Here is a 19360-nt window from a genome sequence, read left to right on the forward strand (position 1 = left end):
GGATTTTAAAATCCTTATTCTTAATTGATGCGGGTTTTTAGAAGTTTACTTTAAGTCTTAGCGTACCGAACTGGGCATGGTATTTTTTAGCTAAGTTCCGACTGTAATGCACTCCGTACTCCATTCTACCCTTCTTAATTACTGCACCTGCCCCTAAATCATATAGCACTTTAGTAGGTTTAGGTGGCGGTACCGGTAGAGGCTCATTAAGACCGTTAAGATCTGCAACGATTGCCGGTGTTTTACCTTTGAAATCGTAATTAATAAAGGCATGAATTTGCGGTCTAATTATGAATTCATCCTTATAGTAGGTTGTCTTAATTTCACCGCCGAGTATACCTTCAACCTTGTTATATTGACGTTTCTGAATAGTTAGGTTTTGGAAAGAAGTACCGTATTCCTGATAACCGGAATCTTTAATCTTAGTAAGCCTGATTCCTGCCATCGGTGCAAATGAAGTTCTTTCCATAGATCATTATAACCCCCAACTACTTGACCGCTATTAGCATTGCCTGTTTGCCCTGCATTTATAGTATCATAGAAGACATTTATAATAAGCTCACCGGTAGGAGTAGCAGAGCCTGTATAAGTAACTTTATTATTACCAAGATCGAAAGTTATATTACTTCCTGAGATATTGCCCCCGACATTTACGCTAGTATTATCACAGGTAAACATCATTGTTGCTTGATCGGCAACTTATAGTATTTGCTCCTAAATCCGATGCAATAAAAGCGGTTTTCTTCGGTGCAAAAGTAATAGCATTAGTGCCTATTACCGCTTTTTGTAACCATACATCATCATTGAATTTATGACTACCGTAGTTAATCGGTGCTTGTACAAGTGCAGCATTAGTGTATTCCGCTGAAGAGTTGCTGCTGCTCCCTTTGAAGTTCTCTGAAACGATTTTTGTTTTGTAATGAAATTTTGTTGTTGCTCTTGGCACTTTAACACCACCGACCGTGGCTGACGGAATGTCTAAACTTCTACTGTTATAACCGGTAAATACCGCTGATTTACCGGCATCAATAGTAATATCTTTAGCATAGCTATCCCCTTTTACCGTGCCTTTATTACTATTGAACTAGTTTAAGGTTTAAATTCTCACCGCCTAAATCATCGGTCAAACCATTATTAGCGTTAAATATTGCCGTACCTTGATTATTTAGTCTTGGTTGTTATACTCGAGTAAAAATCTTCGCTATCGATTGTGATTTTACTGTCTACACCGTTGAACTGAACGGTTTTAAGGTAATTTGAGTCTGAACCTACTGAACCACTACCGCTAGCTCCAGTTGTTAAATCATTTGATATTGCAAGAGTATGGATTTTATTACCTGTGGTCGTAATTGATTCATTTATTATACTTGTATTATTAAGGCTTAAAGTTGCAGACGGAGCAGTAGTAAATGAAATCGAGCCTGTTTTCACGGTACCTTGAATTGTAACATCACCCCCGTCTATTTGAACTATATCGACCATTCCTTTAGTACCTATACTACCGGAATAATTAATAGCGGTAAATTCATCAAAAATTACCATGCTCTATCCTTAGGATTTAAAAGCAAAAAGAGAAAAGCTTGATCCTTCAGAAATATCTAAACTATTCGTTGTTCCCTTAAATTTTATGTCACCACCATTTATTAATATTACATATCCTGCATTAATACCTCCGGTACAATTTAATACATCACCGCTAATAGTTATATCACCCACTTTTGAAGTACTACTACCTATAGCTCCACTAACGCTGCTTGGACCGGTAAACATTAAATCCACAGCTTTACCACATGTGATGTTAATACCACCGGTTAAATTAGTTACTTGAGTAAACACTATATTACCCGTGCCGGTTCCTTGGATTTCAGCAATTGACATATTACCGCCGGCGTTAATCGTAACGGTGTTGTTGTCAACATCCGCTTTTAACATTGCAAGGTTCGTAATTGTATTCGTTGAGTTTCCGTTACCGTCAACTGTACCTATAGTACCGTTAGTACCTCCGGTACTTGTTATATTACCGGTAATAGCTGATGTTATATTATTTTCTATATCACTAGCAAATATTGCGGTACCGGCATTATTTTGGCAATTCATATTACCGTCAATCTTTACAGCCCCAAGCTCGCTATTAATAGGACCGGAAGGAGTCGAGAAAAAAACATTTGATCCAAACTGATCCTATAGCAACTTTTGCAACGGATACGTCGATATTTGGGGTATTAAGAGCAGTTATTACCAGTGTTCCGTACCCTGTAAGTTGTACTTTACTCACCGGATTTGCTTTTGTTCCGATATCATACTTATTAGCCATACCATCTATTGTTAACTTGGTATTAGCATTTCTTGCATTTATCTCAACTACACCGGTATTTGGAACAACTTGCTCTATATTACCTGTTAACTCTATAGTACTGTTCTTGCCACTAGCTACGGTAGTCATTAACTTTAAAACAGATGCGGGATTCACGAATGTAACACCTGGTGCATCTAATGGAAAATCACCGTTTAATGCATCAAGGGCATAAATGGCTGATCCAGCATTAACCTCACCGATATTAATTTTGGCAATCTTAGCCGAGGTAAGTGATGCATCGGCAAAAACCCCACCAGCAGCAATATTAAGCACTGCAGTATTACTCACATCAAGTCCATTTGTACCTAACGTAGCATTAGTACCAAAAACGCCGACATTACCACTAACATTTATAACAGCAAGGGGATTTGCCTTTGTGCCAAGAGTTTCATTACCCAAATTACCCTGCAAAGTTAACACATTGTTATATAGGTATAGTACTAAAAGTACTACTTAAATTGACGCTACCGCCTCCACCGGCAAAACCATCGACACTATTCATAAAGGTAACTTGTTGATTTTTGCTAGTAGTTAAACCAAATACGGATTTAGTATTATTCAAATTAATAGCACTTCCTAGCGTTAAAGCCTTGTTAGATACATCTATCGTAAATGCTGCAACTGCATTTCCCTGCCCGATATTAATTGTGTTTACCATACCTATACTTGAATCAGTAGCCGTTAAAGTAGTACCGGTAGTATAAACGTTTAATGTTCCTGTGTTCCCGTTTTTGATTTGGCTGTTAAGTAAATAACCTGCAGGATTTGCTCCCGAAAACTCTAAAACACCGCCATTGGTAAAATCCACGTTACCGCTTGTTGTAAGCGAGTCTTGTAAATTCGCCACAGCATTGTTACCAAGTGTTAAAGAAGTAGCGGATATACTTTTTTGCAAGATAACCGTTTTATTACCTGCTGCATTAACAGTAATTGCTCCAATATTATTTATGACTCCGGTAACGTTACCGCCTCCTAAAAATACTAAATTACTGTTAGTTGCTGCACTACTTGTCACTACTGCTAAAGTACCGGTATCATTAACGTTAACCGTACCTGCAGACCCTTTAAAATCAGTCTGTCCTGTAATAACTGTTGTGTTAAATTGTCCCTCCTGTTCCATTACCGCTATCTGCATTAAGTGCAATTTCTCGGCTACCGGAAGCCACGTGTACTCTTAATTGACCATCTACATCATTTGCTGGAACTAGGTTGAAGCTAGCCACAAATTCTTCAGCATTTGGCGATTCATTACTTACGTCATAAGTAGCATTTTGGCCGCCAAACTTGATACTATTTTCTATAGGTTGTATATCCATAACTTCATTAACGTAAAGACCTGCGGCTGGTGAAGTATCAGTAGCAAAATTAAGTAGCTGATTATTTGCACTATTAAAAGTTTTTGCCTTAATCCAACTTGGATGTTTAAATTGAAAGTCAGTGTCAATCTGTAATGTAAGATCTGCCTGGCCTTGAACAGAAGTTACTATACTACCTGGACCTGAGATAAAGGCGATTCTATTATCACCAGTAGGAGGAAAAAGTGATGTAGCCTGAAAAATCAAAGTACTAGCTAAATCGTTAAAATTAAAGCTGTTAAAATAGTAAGTATTCCCTGGTGCTTCTCCTGGTCCTGGAGCAAAAGGAGGAACCGTTGCAAGTGCTTGTGCATTTGTAACTGGTGTACCTGTTAAAGTGATGTTTATAGCGTTAGGGACATCTACAACGCGCCCGACATTTTCTTTAGTAAGATCAACAGGTATAACCGGTCCAAGAGTTATGTTATTTGGCACAGTCATTCCTGCGAAAGCAGGAATCCAGTAATCTTTAATGTCATCCCGCAACTTGATTGCGGGACCTCAGGATACAGTCTGTTATACAAGATCGGGGTCAAGTCACAGTATGACAGCAAAAAAGACTGGATTCCCGCTTCCACGGGCATGAACATAAGGGCCATACAACAAAGCCACAGGACTGACACAATGACGCTTAGAACCTAACAAAACCACTTTTTCTAGGTAAAATCTATAAATTTTTACATAAACAAATTGATTTGCTACGAATAATAGAGTATATAGTATAGGCATAATTAATTATCGGGGCGTAGCGCAGCCTGGTAGCGCATCTGGTTTGGGACCAGAGGGTCGGGAGTTCGAATCTCTCCGCCCCGACCATAAAAACATAAATTATAATGTCAAAAGACGACCTCATTCAGTTTACAGGTACAGTACTTGAACTTTTACCTAATGCTACTTTCAGAGTAAAGCTTGAGAATGATCATGTAATTATTGCTCATACTTCCGGTAGGATGCGTAAAAATCGTATCAGAATATTACTAGGAGACAAAGTGATGGTAGAAATGACTCCTTATGATTTAACTAAGGGTCGTGTGATTCATCGTCACTAGTCTTTATAAGTATGAAGCAGAACAGAAAAAACCTACCGATTATATTAGCATCAAGCTCTCCTGCAAGAATTGAGTTACTAAACAGAATCAAAATTATCCCTTCACAAATTATTCCGGCAGATATAGACGAAACACCTAATTTGCGTGAATTACCCGCTCCCTTAGCCATGAGACTTGCTTACGAAAAAGCTATAAAAATTGCATCTCAAATAGAGGAATCAGCTATAATTATAGCTGCCGATACCGTAGCGGCAGTAGGTAGAAGAATATTGCCGAAAGCTACTACTTATGAAGAAGTCAAGAATTGTATTAAGATGTTATCCGGGCGTCGTCATCGTGTCTATACCGGTTTATGTATTATCAAAAAAGAGAATGATCAGCTTACAGTTAGACAAAAAATAGTTCAGACTATTGTTAAGTTCAAAAAATTAAGTGAGGAAGAGGTTAATTTTTATTGTTCTTTGGATGAGGGCATAGATAAAGCAGGCGGATGTAAAATTTCCGGTTATGCAGAAGCTTTTATCTCATTTATTTCCGGCTCATATTCAAATGTTATGGGATTACCTTTATTTGAAACAGTAAATGCTCTAACTTCTTTAGGTTTTAGATGTTCAAGTGTCATGCCGGCAAAAATGAATTATTGTCATTCCGCGACTTGATCGCGGAATCTAGTTAAAAATACTAAAATTATTAATATAATAATTTGTTTTTCTAGACCCCGTGGTCAAGCCACGGGGTGGCATTAAATGTTTTTGGATTCCTGCGATCCACGCACATAAATTACCTAACTACTTAATTCCCAGGCTCATCCAAATGACTTCTCTCATAATTTTCATGACGCTCTTGAGCTTCAATACATAATGCAGCAATAGGTCGTGCTTCTAATCTTTTTATACCTATTGGGTCGCCTGTTTCTTCACAGTAACCATATTCCCCATTTTTAATACGTGATAATGCTTCTTCTATTTTACTCATTAATTTACAATATCTATTTCTACTACGAAGCTCAAAAGCTCTTTCTGTTTCATGAGTAGCACAATCGTTAAGATCGGATTCTTTTAAATTTTCTTCCTTTAAATTATTTAAAGTCTCTTGAGATTCCTTTAATAAATCCTCTTTCCATCTTAAAAGTTTTTGTCTAAAATATTCTAGGTGATTAGGACACATATATTCTTCATCTTGAGAAGGTTTATATCCCATAGGTAATTTAGGTGTTTCTAGCATATTAATATCTCAATATTAACTTTAATATATTATGTTTATAAGGTTTTTAAAAGTGTTTCTAGCATATTAATATCTCAATACTAACTTTAATATATTATGTTTATAAGGTTTTTAAAATAATCTATAACTTAAAATTAATGCAAGAAGATTATGAATATTAATATATTTTATTTTTTAATTGGATATGCAGTAGTATAGACAGCTTCTAAATGCTTTATACTTGTTTTAGTATAGTTTTGTGTAGTAGATAGACTTTTATGACCTAATAGCTCTTGAAGAGAGCGTAAATCTGCACCATGCTCAAGCAAATGTGAAGCAAAACTATGTCTAAATGAATGAGCAGTTAAATGCTGCGGTAAACCATAAAAATGCTTTAATTTAATTAATTCACGATTAAATACCGGTGGTTGTAATTTCTTACCCTGCTTTCCTCTAAATATGGGTTCATTATCACCTAACTTATATGGCAATATTTCTAAATATTGGGTAATTAAATTTTTAGCAATCGGTAACCACGGAATTATTCTTTCTTTACTACCTTTACCTATTATTCTTATAAATTCTAGATTTTGTAGATGAAGTTTCGTAATTGATAATGCTTCCGATATACGTAGACCTGAAGCATATATAAGGACAAGTAGGGCTTTATTTCTAAGTTCTACCCACTTAACATTCCCGTATTCTTCAATATGTTCAAGTGATATTACTACATCATCTTCCGATAAAGCTTTTGGTAACAATTTAGTCTTTTTAGGAGATTTTATAGAAAAAATTATATGACTATTTAATTGTGTTGTTTTCTCTAAAAACCTATAAAAATTTTTTACTGCAGATAAACCACGTGAAATTGAAGAAGCGGTAAAATTATCACAGTTACGTTTTGCAAGCCAACTTCGGATTAATCTTATATCTGCAGTTTTAATATGATTTATCGTTACAAGCTCTGAATTATAATAGTTCATAAACTCAAGAAAATGCTTAAGGTCATTATTATAAGAAATTGCTGTATGATTAGAGTAATTTCTTTGCAAAACGAGGTATTTTTGCCACTTATTTATTAATGCTTGAATTGATGTATCTAACATTTATAAAAACTTAACTATTTTTAATATTATTCTTAATGCTAACAATTATTGACTCATAATTTTATAAATGTTAGCATGAATTGAGGGTTTATGTTTACATATACGTAACCTATAAAACATAAAAAATTTTTTAGGAGAATGAATAATGTGAAATAATACACAATTTTTAGATTTAATGAAATCCTATATGAATCCAGAATTTTATATGAGTTCTATGAAAAATATCCCTAGTGTAGATCTTGCATCTATCACAAATACAATGCAAAGAGCTATGAATATTCTTTTAATAACTAACCAAATTGCTACAGAAAGCATGCAATCTTTGCTTAAGAAAAATTCCGAAATTATACAAAATAATGTTAATACTATTTTGAATACTACTAAAGAAGCAGCAACTTCTAAAGATTTCAAACAAGCTAGTGAATGTCATCAAAAATGTTTAAAATCTATTTATATCTTTTAGCTACTAGATGCCTGCTTTCGCAGGAATGAGATAGTGGGAATCTCCTCTCAGTTGCTCGCCTTTCTGTTTAACCAATTTTGTAAATAAGATTCTGCTAGCTCCTGATCTTCTATAATAATTACATTTTCAGCATTACGTTTATCGGCAGCGGCCGTGAAATTAAACGAACCGGTTATTACTTTCTTTTTATCAATAATTATAACTTTATTATGAGCGATTCCTGGTACTTTATCTATACCTACATCAATTTTTGCTCGTTGTAATTCATGTAATTTAGAAAATTTTTGCTTTAAATTACTACGATCAAGCAATATTCTAACCTTTACTCCTCGCGCTTGTGCATTAATAAGTGCAGTAGTAATTAACGCATCGCTCATACCGTATGCCTGCATATAAATAGATTCTTCAGCTTTATCTATCTGATTGGCTATAAACTTAGTACAACCGGCAGGCGGAGTAAAACATGTACTAACTTTACTTCTTGAAAGCTCTGAAATATTGTAATGCTTTATTTGCAGAGTAGATAAAGCTAATGATTTTTGACTTATTAGATTAGTAAAATAATCCGGATTCTGTCCATAAATACCTAAAGCCATTCCCAAGATAAAGGCAATAGATATTTCTATAAATTTATTATTTTTTCTCTTCATGACTTATTTATATTTTAGGCGTTGCATAGATCGGCTTTTCCGTCATTGCGAGGAAAATTACAAAGCAATTGACGAAGCAATCTCATGAGATTGCCACGCAGCCTATGGCTGCTCGCAATGACGATTTAGTATCCCCACAAACAACACCTACTTCCTTACGTAATTTCCTGGAGCTTCTTCAATAGCCTCTAGATTCTGATAATCTAAAGAATCTACTAGCTTATTATCATTATTTTTTATAAGCCAATAATTCCACCATGAGCCTTTATATTCTGTAGCTTTCATAAGCCACTCATGACTACTTAAACTTAAGTCGTCATTAAACCGATATTTATATTTAGCACTAGCAGGAAGGTTAACTACACCTGCTACATGCCCTGAATCCGTGAAACAAAAAATCTTATGTCCGTTTAATAATTTTACTCCATCATATATTGAACGCCATGGAGCTATATGATCTTCTTTTGCGGCTACGAAAAAAGAGTTACAATCAACTTTTCCAAGAGCTATTTTTGTTCCGAGTACCTCTAAATTATTAGACTCTTTTAGCCAGTTATTGCAATATGTATTTTGTAAATATTCCTAATACATTTTTGCCGGCAAGTTAGTAGGATCCGCATTCCAATATAGCAAATCAAAAGGCATCGGTTTTTTACCGAGTAAGTAATTATTGACAAAAAACGTCCAAATTAAATCATTAGCCCTTAGTAAACTAAAGCTATTTGATAAATATGACCCATCAAAATAGCCTTTTAGTTTTATATCTTCCTTAATGTAGTTAATCGTAGCTTCATTAAAAAATATTCCAAACTCGCCTGGATGAGTATAATCAAGCAAAGTAGTAAAGAAAGTAACACTATTAATATAAACAGTAGACGAAGTTTAATTTGGAAAAGAGCAAGGCGTTTCATATTTTTGGACCGCAGCGTACATACTAGTACGTGAGGATCAAAAAATATGAAACAACGACGCCAATTTTTCAAATTAAACGAGTATACCTTATATCTTTAAACTATTCCACATACTATTAACCTTGTCGATAACTTCCTGACTCATTTCTATTTTTTTACCCCATTTTCTATTTGTCTCAGGGTATATTTTATCGGTTGCATCTATTCCCATTTTACTACCAAGGCCTGACTCAGGAGATGCAAAATCCAAATAATCTATCGGGGAATTATCTATAAAGCTCGTATCACGCCTTGGGTCGCTTCTTGTTGCTATTGCCCAAATTACTTCTTGCCAATTACGAACATCAATATCGTCATCTACAACTATAACAAACTTACTATACATAAAGTGCCGTAAGTAAGACCAAATCCCAAGCATTATTCTTTTAGCATGACCGGGATAGGATTTTTTAATCGATACTACCGCAACTCTATATGAACAACCTTCAGGTGGAAGCCAAAAATCGACTATTTCCGGAAATTGTTGCTGCAATATAGGAATAAAAATTTCATTTAATGCTTCACCTAAGATTGATGGCTCATCAGGCGGTGCTCCTGTATAGGTGCTTAAATATACTGGATTTTTCTTCATCGTTATTGCGGTAACCGTAAATACAGGAAATTCCTCAACATCATTATAATATCCGGTGTGATCCCCAAAAGGACCTTCAGGTAAATACTCCTCTAAACTTACATAGCCTTCCAGCACTATTTCACTATGTGCAGGTACTTTGAGGTCAATAGTTTTGCATTGTACCAACTCTACTTTTTTATTACCGAGTAAACCAGCAAAATTATACTCCGAGATATTCTCAGGTATCGGCATAACTGCTGCCAAAGTTACCGCTGGATTTGCCCCGATAACGATAGCAGTAGGAAAAGGTTCTTTTTTTGCTTCTTTCCAACGTTTATGATGCTCTGCTCCGCCCCGTAACTTTAACCAACGCATCAATAGCTTATTTTCTGAAATAACCTGCATTCTATATATGCCAAGGTTGTAATTATCGATTTTATCTTTTGTTGGACCTCTAGTAAATACTATACCCCAAGTAATTAAAGGCGAAATGTCATCCGGCCAACATCTTTGGATCGGCAATATATTGATATTCGGTTTGTCAATGACGATTTCATGACAAGCTGCTTTTGATACGGTTTTAGGAGACATAGCAAATATACGCTTAGCAAGCGGTAACATTGACAATGTGTCTTTAAAAGATGCAGGAGGTTGCGGCTGTTTAAGGAATGCTAGTAAAACGCCAAGTTCTCTTAATTCTTTGGGTGACTTAAGTTTAAGCCCCATACAAATACGATTTATACTAGCATAAAGATTAGTTAGAACAGGTATGTCGGACTTAATGCCGTCGACTTTTATAACATTTTCAAAAAGTAATGCAGATCCGCCTTGTGCTAATACTCTTTTACTAATTTCAGTAATTTCTAAGTTAGTTTTAACCTCAAGAGCAATACGCTTTAACTCACCGTTTTTTTCTAAAAATTTTAAAAACTCCGGTAAATCTTTAAAGCTCATAGTTTTTTTTTTGTTTATAATGTGCGGCTTATTTTATCGTCATTGCGAGCAGCCATAGGCTGCGTGGCAATCTCATTAAAGATCCTGAGATTGCTTCGTCAATTACTTCGTAATTTCCTCGCAATGATGATACGGTATGACCTGATGGATTTCGCTACTTACTAAAATTAGCTTTTACCTGCATATCATTCTGAATGATTGTGTAGTTAATTAGCTCGTCAATTACAGAATTTTTAATATTATATATTATATTTTTTTCTGAATTGACATGAATATTTTTAGCTGTTAATTCATCGACACTGCTAGATTTAATATGTGCAAAATATACTTCATCACCTACTTGAAATACAGGCGTATTACTTCCTATTGTAGTATTAAAAATTGATAATAATATTTCAGGAGTTAGTGTTAGATCATTTTCCATTTCGGATCTAATATAGCTTTTTTTGCTTATTTTTATTCCGGTAGCTTTAAGCTCTTTTATGTTCTCTTGATCTGAATTATATTCCTTTGCTAAATCCTTGATAATTTTTAAGTTTACATCTGCAATATTCCGCTTTATCCAAGCTTTATTTACCTGCTCTTTAATAGCATCAAATTCAGGTATTTTTGCCGGCTGAATAGATTTTAATTCTACCAATATAAGATAGCTTTTATCCTCTGTTTCTATAGGATAAGATAATTCACCTTCCGAAAGCTCAAAAATACTATCGGCATTTTCAGCAATTATTTTATCTTCAATAAGCTCTGCATAACTGATATAGTTAACGTTTTGTATCGGTAGCTTATATTTTTCGGCAATTTCAACTAAGCTAGAACCGGCTGCCGTCTCATCTTCCAGCTTTTTAGCAAACTCCATATTAAGTATGTCGATTTTTTGAGCCTTTAATAAATCATGTAATTGTTGTTGTACCGCTTCAAAACTTTGATCACCGAATTCATCTTTATTTTCATTATAAAATTCTAACAACTCATCTTGAGTAACTGAGACTTTTAAATCCTTAATATTAGCTTTAATATAAGAAAAGCTGCGTTTCTCAGGTACCTCAAACGCGGTTTTATTATCTTGGTAAAAATCCTTTAATTGCTGACCGGTAGGAGTAGGGATTTGTAAATCTTTCGGTTTATTTTGTAAATCTATTTGTATTAATTCTACTTCTCTTTTTTCAGCCATATAATCTACTATATTGTCAGTCATAACTTTAGGAACATAGAAACTTTCTATAAAAGTACCAACAAAAATATTTTTTAGAGCTTTTTCTTTGAAGTTTAATAAATATTTTTCTTCATCCATATAAGAATTTCTAAAATAAGTTTTAAAAATTTTTATATTGAAAACACCTTGCTCATTTTTAAAAACCGGTGATTCTTTAACTAAAATTTTAACTGTATCATCACTGAGATCTAAGTCATAATAACTCACTAAATAATCTAAGACATTATCGTAAACAAGCCTTTTTAGGATTCGGTTATCAATATTTAACTGTGCTATTTCTTCATCCGTTAAACTTGTTCCCGTTTGCTTACTTATAGAATTAATTTCTAAAGATTTTGCTCTCAAAAAATCTTCCTGGGAGATATTTTTCACATGAGAAAAAGTAACAATATCGCCGCTTCTTCTTCCATTTAATACATCTTTAATACCAAAGCCGATAAAAGCAAAAGCTATCATTGCGAATAAAACCCGCATTATAAAACTATCGGCAGTTTTTCTAATATTATCTAACATAATTTTTTATTTAAGTTTTTATCGTCATTGCAAGGAAATTACGAAGTAAGTGACGAAGCAATCTCAGGATATTTGACGAGATTGCCACGTCGCTTCGCTCCTCGCAATGACGTTTCTCAAGACTACATTATAAAGCAAAAAAGCCTATATAGTCAAACTATATAGGCTTTTTTTATGATTATAGAACGGTTAATTAAAAATTAACACGAACTTTTACACTACCTTGCTGAGCGAAATACTTACTTCCGATATTGGTATCGTAGTTAATCCCATATTCCATCATTTTATGCTTAGCAGTAACACCGACACCGACATCAAAACTTGTTTTGCTTTGCTTAAAGCTGTTGGTTGGGAGAGGAGCAGTCATACCTTGTAATCTTGCATCAATCGCCGAAACTTTATTCTTGAATGCATAATCGACCATTGCGTAAAGCTCAGGTGTTAGCACTATTTCATTGACATTGATATTACTTGATACTTTAGCACCGAGTAAACCGTCGAAAGTATTATAGTGCTTGCCTTTAACGGTAAGATTTTGGTAAGTAGTACCGGTTTCCTTATAGCCCTTATCTTTGATAGTCGAATATCTAAGCCCAGCTAGCGGTGTTAAGTTAATGTTCTCAGGCATCATATAGGTATAACCAGCCATTAACTGACCTGTATAGCTTTCGGATTTATAATTACCGTTTGCAGTTTGATAACCGACAGTCTCTAGTGCCGTTGCAATAACACGTCTTGATTTGCTTCTTATCTTATTATCTGAGTAAGATGCTATAGCTTCAACGAAGAGATTTTCATAAGGTACATTATATAAACCGTATAAAGAATAGATGTTGCTCTCTACCTTATTCTTATCGCCCGTTTTATTATTTTTTAGCTTAATGTCAGTATCGGATCTTGTATATGCAAGTCCGAGTGCTAGATCATCGCTAACGAAGCCGTCAAAACCTATAGTGCCACCAGTTGTATCAGACTTATAACCACTTATATTGTTACACATCTTCTGCTTTGCATTACCGACAAACGGGCTTATCCACGCACCAAACTTAGCATCCATATCTTCATCACCGGAAGAAACAGGACCTTTATTCGCTACTTGTACTTTATCCATTCTAGCATTTAGAGCAGTTATATTACTTGATATATTACTTGCTACAACTTGATTATTAACGGCAGCTATAGTATCGCTAGGTTTTACAACATCTTGAATGAGATGAGTTGTAGCATCTGCTTCCTGTAGCGGTGTCATTAGACCAAAGTTATTGAAAGCTTGACGTGCATCTGAACCATTGGGAGCATCCTCCATTAACTCAAGCGATTTCTTTATATTTGCAGCATTTGGGATACTTACAAGCGGTCCACCCGGTGCAAAATCTTCATCTATAACATCTGCAGCTATATCCTCTGCAAATAACGTTAAAGTCGATGCATCAAAAGTAAAATCAACAAAACGGTTGTCATTATTAATAGTTATTTTAACATTCTCTTTAGGAGTAGGCTTTAAATCACCTGCTGTTTCTGCAGATATTACCGTATATTTTGTATCTGGGCTTATATTATTCATGTCGAAATTAGTAGCAGTAACAACAAGTGCTAAAGTTGAAACCCCTGATAAATCAAGAGTACTACCTGATTTAATTAAGATATTACCACCTGACTTAGCTGCTCCATCAAAAGTAGTATTTAAGGTTAGCGTATCGGTAAAGCTACCGGTGCCAGTATATGTTACGTGATTTGCACCTAAAGTAATTGTAGTACCGCTACCTGTTATATTACTATTAAAGGCTAGGCTATTGCCGAAATTAATAGTAGCACTGTTAGCTACAAAGCTGGTAGCTGTTACATTTTTAGCAAAACTAGTGATAGAACCTTTGGCTAAAGTAACCGCACCTGTATTAGTGAATGTATTGGCAAAACTTGTAGTACCGCCAAGTGTCGCTGTACCTTTTGCGTTAACACTGCTTGCAAAACTTGTAGCACCTGCCGTTGTGATATCACCAACCGAATTAGCCGCAGTCCCTACAACACCTTTAACACTACCGCCATTCGTGAAGTTTAGCTTCAGAGCCTGACCACCGGTTTTATTTATGCTGCCTGTTAAGTTAAAGTTTGCAGGTAATGTTAAAGTATTTGTGCCTGTACCTTGGATTTCGCCGATTTTAACGTTACCGCCTTTGGCAATAGTTACATTTCCTGCACCTACTTTTAACATAGCAATCCCGTTTACTCTATTAAGATTACTTGCACCTAAAACTATTAACGTACCGTTATTAGTACCGCCGGTATTTTGGACTGCTCCCGCAACACTTACATTGTTATTTAATATTACCGTACCGTTTTTTGCATTAAAATCTAAGAAACCGCCAATATGACCGGTTTGAGTTAATTGAACAGCATCATTAAATAAAACTACATTTGCCTTAGCAGCTCCAAGTTCTAATTTACCTGTAATATCAAGCTCTATATTTGTTGTATTAAAAGTGGTACCTGCCGCGCTGCAATCTCCCGCTCCTTTGAAAACTATAGTTTGTAACTTATGAGCTCCACCAAACGTCTTGCCTCCGGCTATCGTTAATTTTTTTCCTGCAGTTACAGAATTTAATATTACTACACCCTCATTGTCATTATCAGGGTCTATATTCGCACCTAGTGTGATCGTACGGTCGTTTCCTGAACTATTTTGTAATATTAATTGAGCATCCGCATGTGCAAATTGAATATTTCCTGCCGGTATATTTAAATTACCATTATTTGCATCAATCGTATAAGTAGCATCGTTTATTTGTATAATACCAGCATTAAATGCTGTACTACTAGTAAAATCTGCATTATTTTCAATACGCACGTTCTGTATACCTTCTAAATTTACATCGTCAGTTATTGTAACGGCATTATAAATAAGTAAAGTGTTAAATTTATTACCGCCTCCATCACCGATATTTCTAGCGGTACCTGCTACATTACTCCCAATATTCAGGCCATTAACCCCACCATCAAAGACTACATTACCTTCATCAGCACCGGGAGCTACTAAATCAGCTGCTAATAATATATTTTTTGCTCCGACTCCGGTGAAGTTAGAAAGTACTAAAGCAGAATCTGGAACTCTAAAATTAATATCTTGAGCATTTAATATAGTAACATCACCAGCACTTGCATCAATTGTAAAAAGATTACCGGCTCCAATATTAATTTCTGCAACTGTTCCTATAGTTGAATGATATGCCGTAAGTGACTTTGTATTAACATTTAATATAGCGTTATTGCCGTTTGCTATAGCTCCTTTAAAATAATAAGGGATTATGTTACCACCACCATCAAGAGGTCCGTTAAACTCTAAAATACTCCTGGCTCCAAAATCTATATTATTCGCAGCTAGGCTTCCTCCAGCTTTTAATGTTACTCCTGCTCCTACATTCACTGTTGCTAATGCATTTGTATTACCTATATTGCCAGTTACTGTACTATTACCGGTAAACGTTGCTATACCATTATTTGCATTACCGGTATTATCTAGCGCCCCGGTCACCACTACAGGATTCGTAAATGTCACTGCTGACGCATTATCCGTTAAGTTTATTGCATTCGCTTTTACCACTCCGCCTTGTACTTGTAGCAAACCTGCTCCTACATTCACTGTTGCTAATGCATTTGTATTACCTATATTGCCAGTTACTGTACTATTACCGGTAAACGTTGCTATACCATTATTTGCATTACCGGTATTATCTAGCGCTCCGGTCACCACTACAGGATTCGTAAATGTCACTGCTGACGCATTATCCGTTAAGTTTATTGCATTCGCTTTTACCACTCCGCCTTGTACTTGTAGCAAACCTGCTCCTACATTCACTGTTGCTAATGCATTTGTATTACCTATATTGCCAGTTACTGTACTATTACCGGTAAACGTTGCTATACCATTATTTGCATTACCGGTATTATCTAGCGCCCCGGTCACCACTACAGGATTCGTAAATGTCACTGCTGACGCATTATCCGTTAAGTTTATTGCATTCGCTTTTACCACTCCGCCTTGTACTTGTAGCAAACCTGCTCCTACATTCACTGTTGCTAATGCATTTGTATTACCTATATTCCCGCTTACTTGACTTAATGCACCATTTAAATTTAAGACACCTACATTATCACCGCCTGTGGTGTTATCAATCTCACCTGTTAATACTGCATTTGCATTTGTAAGGGTTAATACCGACGCAGCATTTGTTAATTTAGTCGTAGTAGCTTTAATAACCGCTCCCTCTAACGTGGCTGTACCTGCTCCTACATTTATCGTGGCTAATGCATTTGTATTACCTATATTCCCGCTTACTTGACTTAATGCACCATTTAAATTTAAGACACCTACATTATCACCGCCTGTGGTGTTATCAATCTCACCTGTTAATACTGCATTTGCATTTGTAAGGGTTAATACCGACGCAGCATTTGTTAATTTAGTCGTAGTAGCTTTAATAACCGCTCCCTCTAACGTGGCTGTACCTGCTCCTACATTTATCGTGGCTAATGCATTTGTATTACCTATATTGCCAGTTACTGTACTATTACCGGTAAACGTTGCTATACCATTATTTGCATTACCGGTATTATCTAGCGCTCCGGTTACCACTACAGGATTCGTAAATGTCACTGCTGACGCATTATCCGTTAAGTTTATTGCATTCGCTTTTACCACTCCGCCTTGTACTTGTAGCAAACCTGCTCCTACATTCACTGTTGCTAATGCATTTGTATTACCTATATTGCCAGTTACTGTACTATTACCGGTAAACGTTGCTATACCATTATTTGCATTACCGGTATTATCTAGCGCTCCGGTCACCACTACAGGATTCGTAAATGTCACTGCTGACGCATTATCCGTTAAGTTTATTGCATTCGCTTTTACCACTCCGCCTTGTACTTGTAGCAAACCTGCTCCTACATTCACTGTTGCTAATGCATTTGTATTACCTATATTGCCAGTTACTGTACTATTACCGGTAAACGTTGCTATACCATTATTTGCATTACCGGTATTATCTAGCGCCCCGGTCACCACTACAGGATTCGTAAATGTCACTGCTGACGCATTATCCGTTAAGTTTATTGCATTCGCTTTTACCACTCCGCCTTGTACTTGTAGCAAACCTGCTCCTACATTCACTGTTGCTAATGCATTTGTATTACCTATATTGCCAGTTACTGTACTATTACCGGTAAACGTTGCTATACCATTATTTGCATTACCGGTATTATCTAGCGCTCCGGTCACCACTACAGGATTCGTAAATGTCACTGCTGACGCATTATCCGTTAAGTTTATTGCATTCGCTTTTACCACTCCGCCTTGTACTTGTAGCAAACCTGCTCCTACATTCACTGTTGCTAATGCATTTGTATTACCTATATTGCCAGTTACTGTACTATTACCGGTAAACGTTGCTATACCATTATTTGCATTACCGGTATTATCTAGCGCCCCGGTCACCACTACAGGATTCGTAAATGTCACTGCTGACGCAGCATTTGTTAATTTAGTCGTAGTAGCTTTAATAACCGCCCCCCCTAACGTGGCTGTACCTGCTCCTACATTTATCGTGGCTAATGCATTTGTATTACCTATATTCCCGCTTACTTGACTTAATGCACCATTTAAATTTAAGACACCTACATTATCACCGCCTGTGGTGTTATCAATCTCACCTGTTAATACTGCATTTGCATTTGTAAGGGTTAATACCGACGCAGCATTTGTTAATTTAGTCGTAGTAGCTTTAATAACCGCTCCCTCTAACGTGGCTTTACCTGCTCCTACATTTATCGTGGCTAATGTATTTGTATTACCTATATTCCCGCTTACTTGACTTAATGCACCATTTAAATTTAAGACACCTACATTATCACCGCCTGTGGTGTTATCAATCTCACCTGTTAATACTGCATTTGCATTTGTAAGGGTTAATACCGACGCAGCATTTGTTAATTTAGTCGTAGTAGCTTTAATAACCGCTCCCCCTAACGTGGCTTTACCTGCTCCTACATTTATCGTGGCTAATGCATTTGTATTACCTATTGTTCCGTTAATGGCAGCATCTGTCTTGACAGTTATTATACCTCCTCCATCTATATTTCCTGCAAGTGTTATATTTGCCGGGGTTGCAGATTGTATAATTAGTTCAGCATTCACTCCCCCTAAAGTTATATTTCCTAAACCTGTATAATTATCGGCAGGAGCATTAAAACCATGATTTGCAGCAACAGCATTATTACCATTTAAAGTTAAGCTTTTGCCGGCAGTAATAGTAACAGGCAACAAGTTACCTCCCGTTATAATCGAACCAACGACGGTATTTTGAGCAATATTTAGACCTACGGGATTAGTATTCGCAACATTTATAGCCTTAATAATACAATTGACTACATCTGCAGTGATAGTATAATCACCACCGTAAGTAAATGCCCAATTGTTTTGAGGACCACCAGCAGGATTACCATCAGCTTCCCCTCTAGCCGTTATCTGATTCCAATTATTGGCAGCAGCATCATTACTAAATGCTGCATCATTATTAGTAGCAATAACACCTGCAGCAACACCGAGTGCCCCACTACTACTCAGCATTATCGCTGCGGTTGAGGTGGTGAATAAAGCGGCTTTAAGACCTTGTTGTATTGCTTTTTGAAATAATTTTGGAGAAATATTTGCCATATGTAAACCTTAATAAAAATTAAATCACTTAAAAAGTGTTATAATTCTAACGCAACTTTTTTAATATGTCTATTATAATTAATAATTTTAGGATGATATTGTTATGTATAGATTATATGTCATTCCGTAGCGGCGTTGGCCTTGTTGCATGGCTCTTATGTCATTCCTGCGAAAGCAGAAACCCAGCGCATAAAGCAAGATAAATCGAGCTTTGAATTTCAAAAATTTACTGTATCTATACTTTTTTCTTGGATTCCTGCTT

General features: G+C 35.9%; 17 protein-coding genes, 1 tRNA gene and 1 pseudogene. 4 read left to right on the forward strand and 15 right to left on the reverse strand.

The features are described 5' to 3' along the window. Nucleotides 1-37: 37 nt before the first annotated feature. The 7 genes and pseudogenes from RJP_RS11500 to RJP_RS10865 all read right to left on the reverse strand — a co-directional run bounded on the left by RJP_RS11500 (nt 38) and on the right by RJP_RS10865 (nt 4152). Nucleotides 38-678, reverse strand: a pseudogene (locus tag RJP_RS11500) (autotransporter outer membrane beta-barrel domain-containing protein). Further along, nucleotides 665-946 carry a hypothetical protein gene (locus tag RJP_RS06395; RefSeq protein WP_024704381.1) on the reverse strand — a complete coding sequence of 94 codons (282 nt, stop codon included), beginning with the start codon at nt 944-946 and terminating at the stop codon, nt 665-667. The pseudogene RJP_RS11500 and the gene RJP_RS06395 overlap by 14 nt, the downstream one beginning before the upstream one ends. A 215-nt stretch (nt 947-1161) precedes the next feature. Further along, nucleotides 1162-1542 (reverse strand): hypothetical protein, encoded by a 381-nt coding sequence (locus tag RJP_RS09915; RefSeq protein ID WP_225981269.1) that lies wholly within the window; start codon nt 1540-1542, stop codon nt 1162-1164. Between the two features lie 9 nt (nt 1543-1551). Beyond that, nucleotides 1552-2097, reverse strand: coding sequence for a hypothetical protein (locus RJP_RS10855; RefSeq protein ID WP_225981270.1), 546 nt, complete (start codon nt 2095-2097; stop codon nt 1552-1554). Between the two features lie 34 nt (nt 2098-2131). After that, the gene (locus RJP_RS06420) at nt 2132-2755 is read right to left on the reverse strand and encodes a hypothetical protein (protein WP_231839097.1); all 624 of its coding nucleotides are present in this window, start codon (nt 2753-2755) and stop codon (nt 2132-2134) included. A gap of 25 nt (nt 2756-2780) precedes the next feature. After that, the gene (locus tag RJP_RS10860; RefSeq protein WP_225981272.1) at nt 2781-3491 is read right to left on the reverse strand and encodes a hypothetical protein; all 711 of its coding nucleotides are present in this window, start codon (nt 3489-3491) and stop codon (nt 2781-2783) included. Beyond that, on the reverse strand, nt 3454-4152 hold the full coding sequence (locus tag RJP_RS10865) for a hypothetical protein (RefSeq protein WP_231839098.1): 699 nt from the start codon (nt 4150-4152) through the stop codon (nt 3454-3456). Before RJP_RS10865 ends, RJP_RS10860 begins: the two co-directional genes overlap by 38 nt. A 298-nt stretch (nt 4153-4450) precedes the next feature. On the opposite strand from RJP_RS10865, the gene RJP_RS06435 reads away from it, so the two are divergent. The 3 genes from RJP_RS06435 (at nt 4451) to RJP_RS06445 (ending at nt 5419) form a co-directional block, all read left to right on the forward strand. Next, nucleotides 4451-4527, forward strand: a tRNA-Pro gene (locus RJP_RS06435). 17 nt (nt 4528-4544) lie between these two features. Continuing rightward, nucleotides 4545-4760, forward strand: coding sequence for a translation initiation factor IF-1 (gene infA / locus RJP_RS06440; RefSeq protein WP_010977828.1), 216 nt, complete (start codon nt 4545-4547; stop codon nt 4758-4760). Nucleotides 4761-4771: 11 nt separating this feature from the next. Beyond that, nucleotides 4772-5419 carry a Maf family protein gene (locus tag RJP_RS06445; RefSeq protein ID WP_014121121.1) on the forward strand — a complete coding sequence of 216 codons (648 nt, stop codon included), beginning with the start codon at nt 4772-4774 and terminating at the stop codon, nt 5417-5419. Between the two features lie 133 nt (nt 5420-5552). Here the strand turns inward: RJP_RS06445 and dksA are convergent, their stop codons facing one another. Further along, entirely contained in the window at nt 5553-5984 is a 432-nt protein-coding gene (gene dksA, locus RJP_RS06450) for an RNA polymerase-binding protein DksA (protein ID WP_014121122.1), read from the reverse strand. 167 nt (nt 5985-6151) lie between these two features. After that, nucleotides 6152-7069: a tyrosine recombinase XerC gene (locus tag RJP_RS06455; protein WP_014014843.1), complete on the reverse strand. Its 918-nt coding sequence runs from the start codon at nt 7067-7069 to the stop codon at nt 6152-6154. Between the two features lie 187 nt (nt 7070-7256). On the opposite strand from RJP_RS06455, the gene RJP_RS06460 reads away from it, so the two are divergent. Beyond that, the gene (locus RJP_RS06460; RefSeq protein WP_014411110.1) at nt 7257-7532 is read left to right on the forward strand and encodes a phasin family protein; all 276 of its coding nucleotides are present in this window, start codon (nt 7257-7259) and stop codon (nt 7530-7532) included. A 47-nt stretch (nt 7533-7579) separates the two neighbouring features. Here RJP_RS06460 and pld read toward each other — a convergent pair whose 3' ends face one another. The 6 genes from pld to RJP_RS06490 all read right to left on the reverse strand — a co-directional run bounded on the left by pld (nt 7580) and on the right by RJP_RS06490 (nt 19098). Next, on the reverse strand, nt 7580-8182 hold the full coding sequence (pld, locus tag RJP_RS06465; RefSeq protein ID WP_014121123.1) for a phospholipase D: 603 nt from the start codon (nt 8180-8182) through the stop codon (nt 7580-7582). A 147-nt stretch (nt 8183-8329) separates the two neighbouring features. After that, complete coding sequence (locus RJP_RS09995) at nt 8330-8467, reverse strand: hypothetical protein (RefSeq protein WP_024704383.1); 138 nt, start codon at nt 8465-8467, stop codon at nt 8330-8332. Nucleotides 8468-8764: 297 nt separating this feature from the next. Beyond that, entirely contained in the window at nt 8765-9019 is a 255-nt protein-coding gene (locus RJP_RS10870) for an alpha/beta hydrolase (RefSeq protein ID WP_024704384.1), read from the reverse strand. Nucleotides 9020-9181: 162 nt separating this feature from the next. Beyond that, a complete protein-coding gene (locus RJP_RS06480) occupies nt 9182-10660 on the reverse strand; it encodes a UbiD family decarboxylase (protein WP_014121124.1) in 1479 nt (492 codons plus the stop codon). Between the two features lie 154 nt (nt 10661-10814). After that, nucleotides 10815-12389, reverse strand: coding sequence for a SurA N-terminal domain-containing protein (locus tag RJP_RS06485; RefSeq protein WP_014121125.1), 1575 nt, complete (start codon nt 12387-12389; stop codon nt 10815-10817). 193 nt (nt 12390-12582) lie between these two features. After that, complete coding sequence (locus RJP_RS06490) at nt 12583-19098, reverse strand: autotransporter outer membrane beta-barrel domain-containing protein (RefSeq protein ID WP_014121126.1); 6516 nt, start codon at nt 19096-19098, stop codon at nt 12583-12585. Nucleotides 19099-19360 lie beyond the last annotated feature (262 nt).

The organism is Rickettsia japonica YH (assembly GCF_000283595.1).
GTDB classification, from domain to species: Bacteria; Pseudomonadota; Alphaproteobacteria; order Rickettsiales; family Rickettsiaceae; genus Rickettsia; species Rickettsia rickettsii.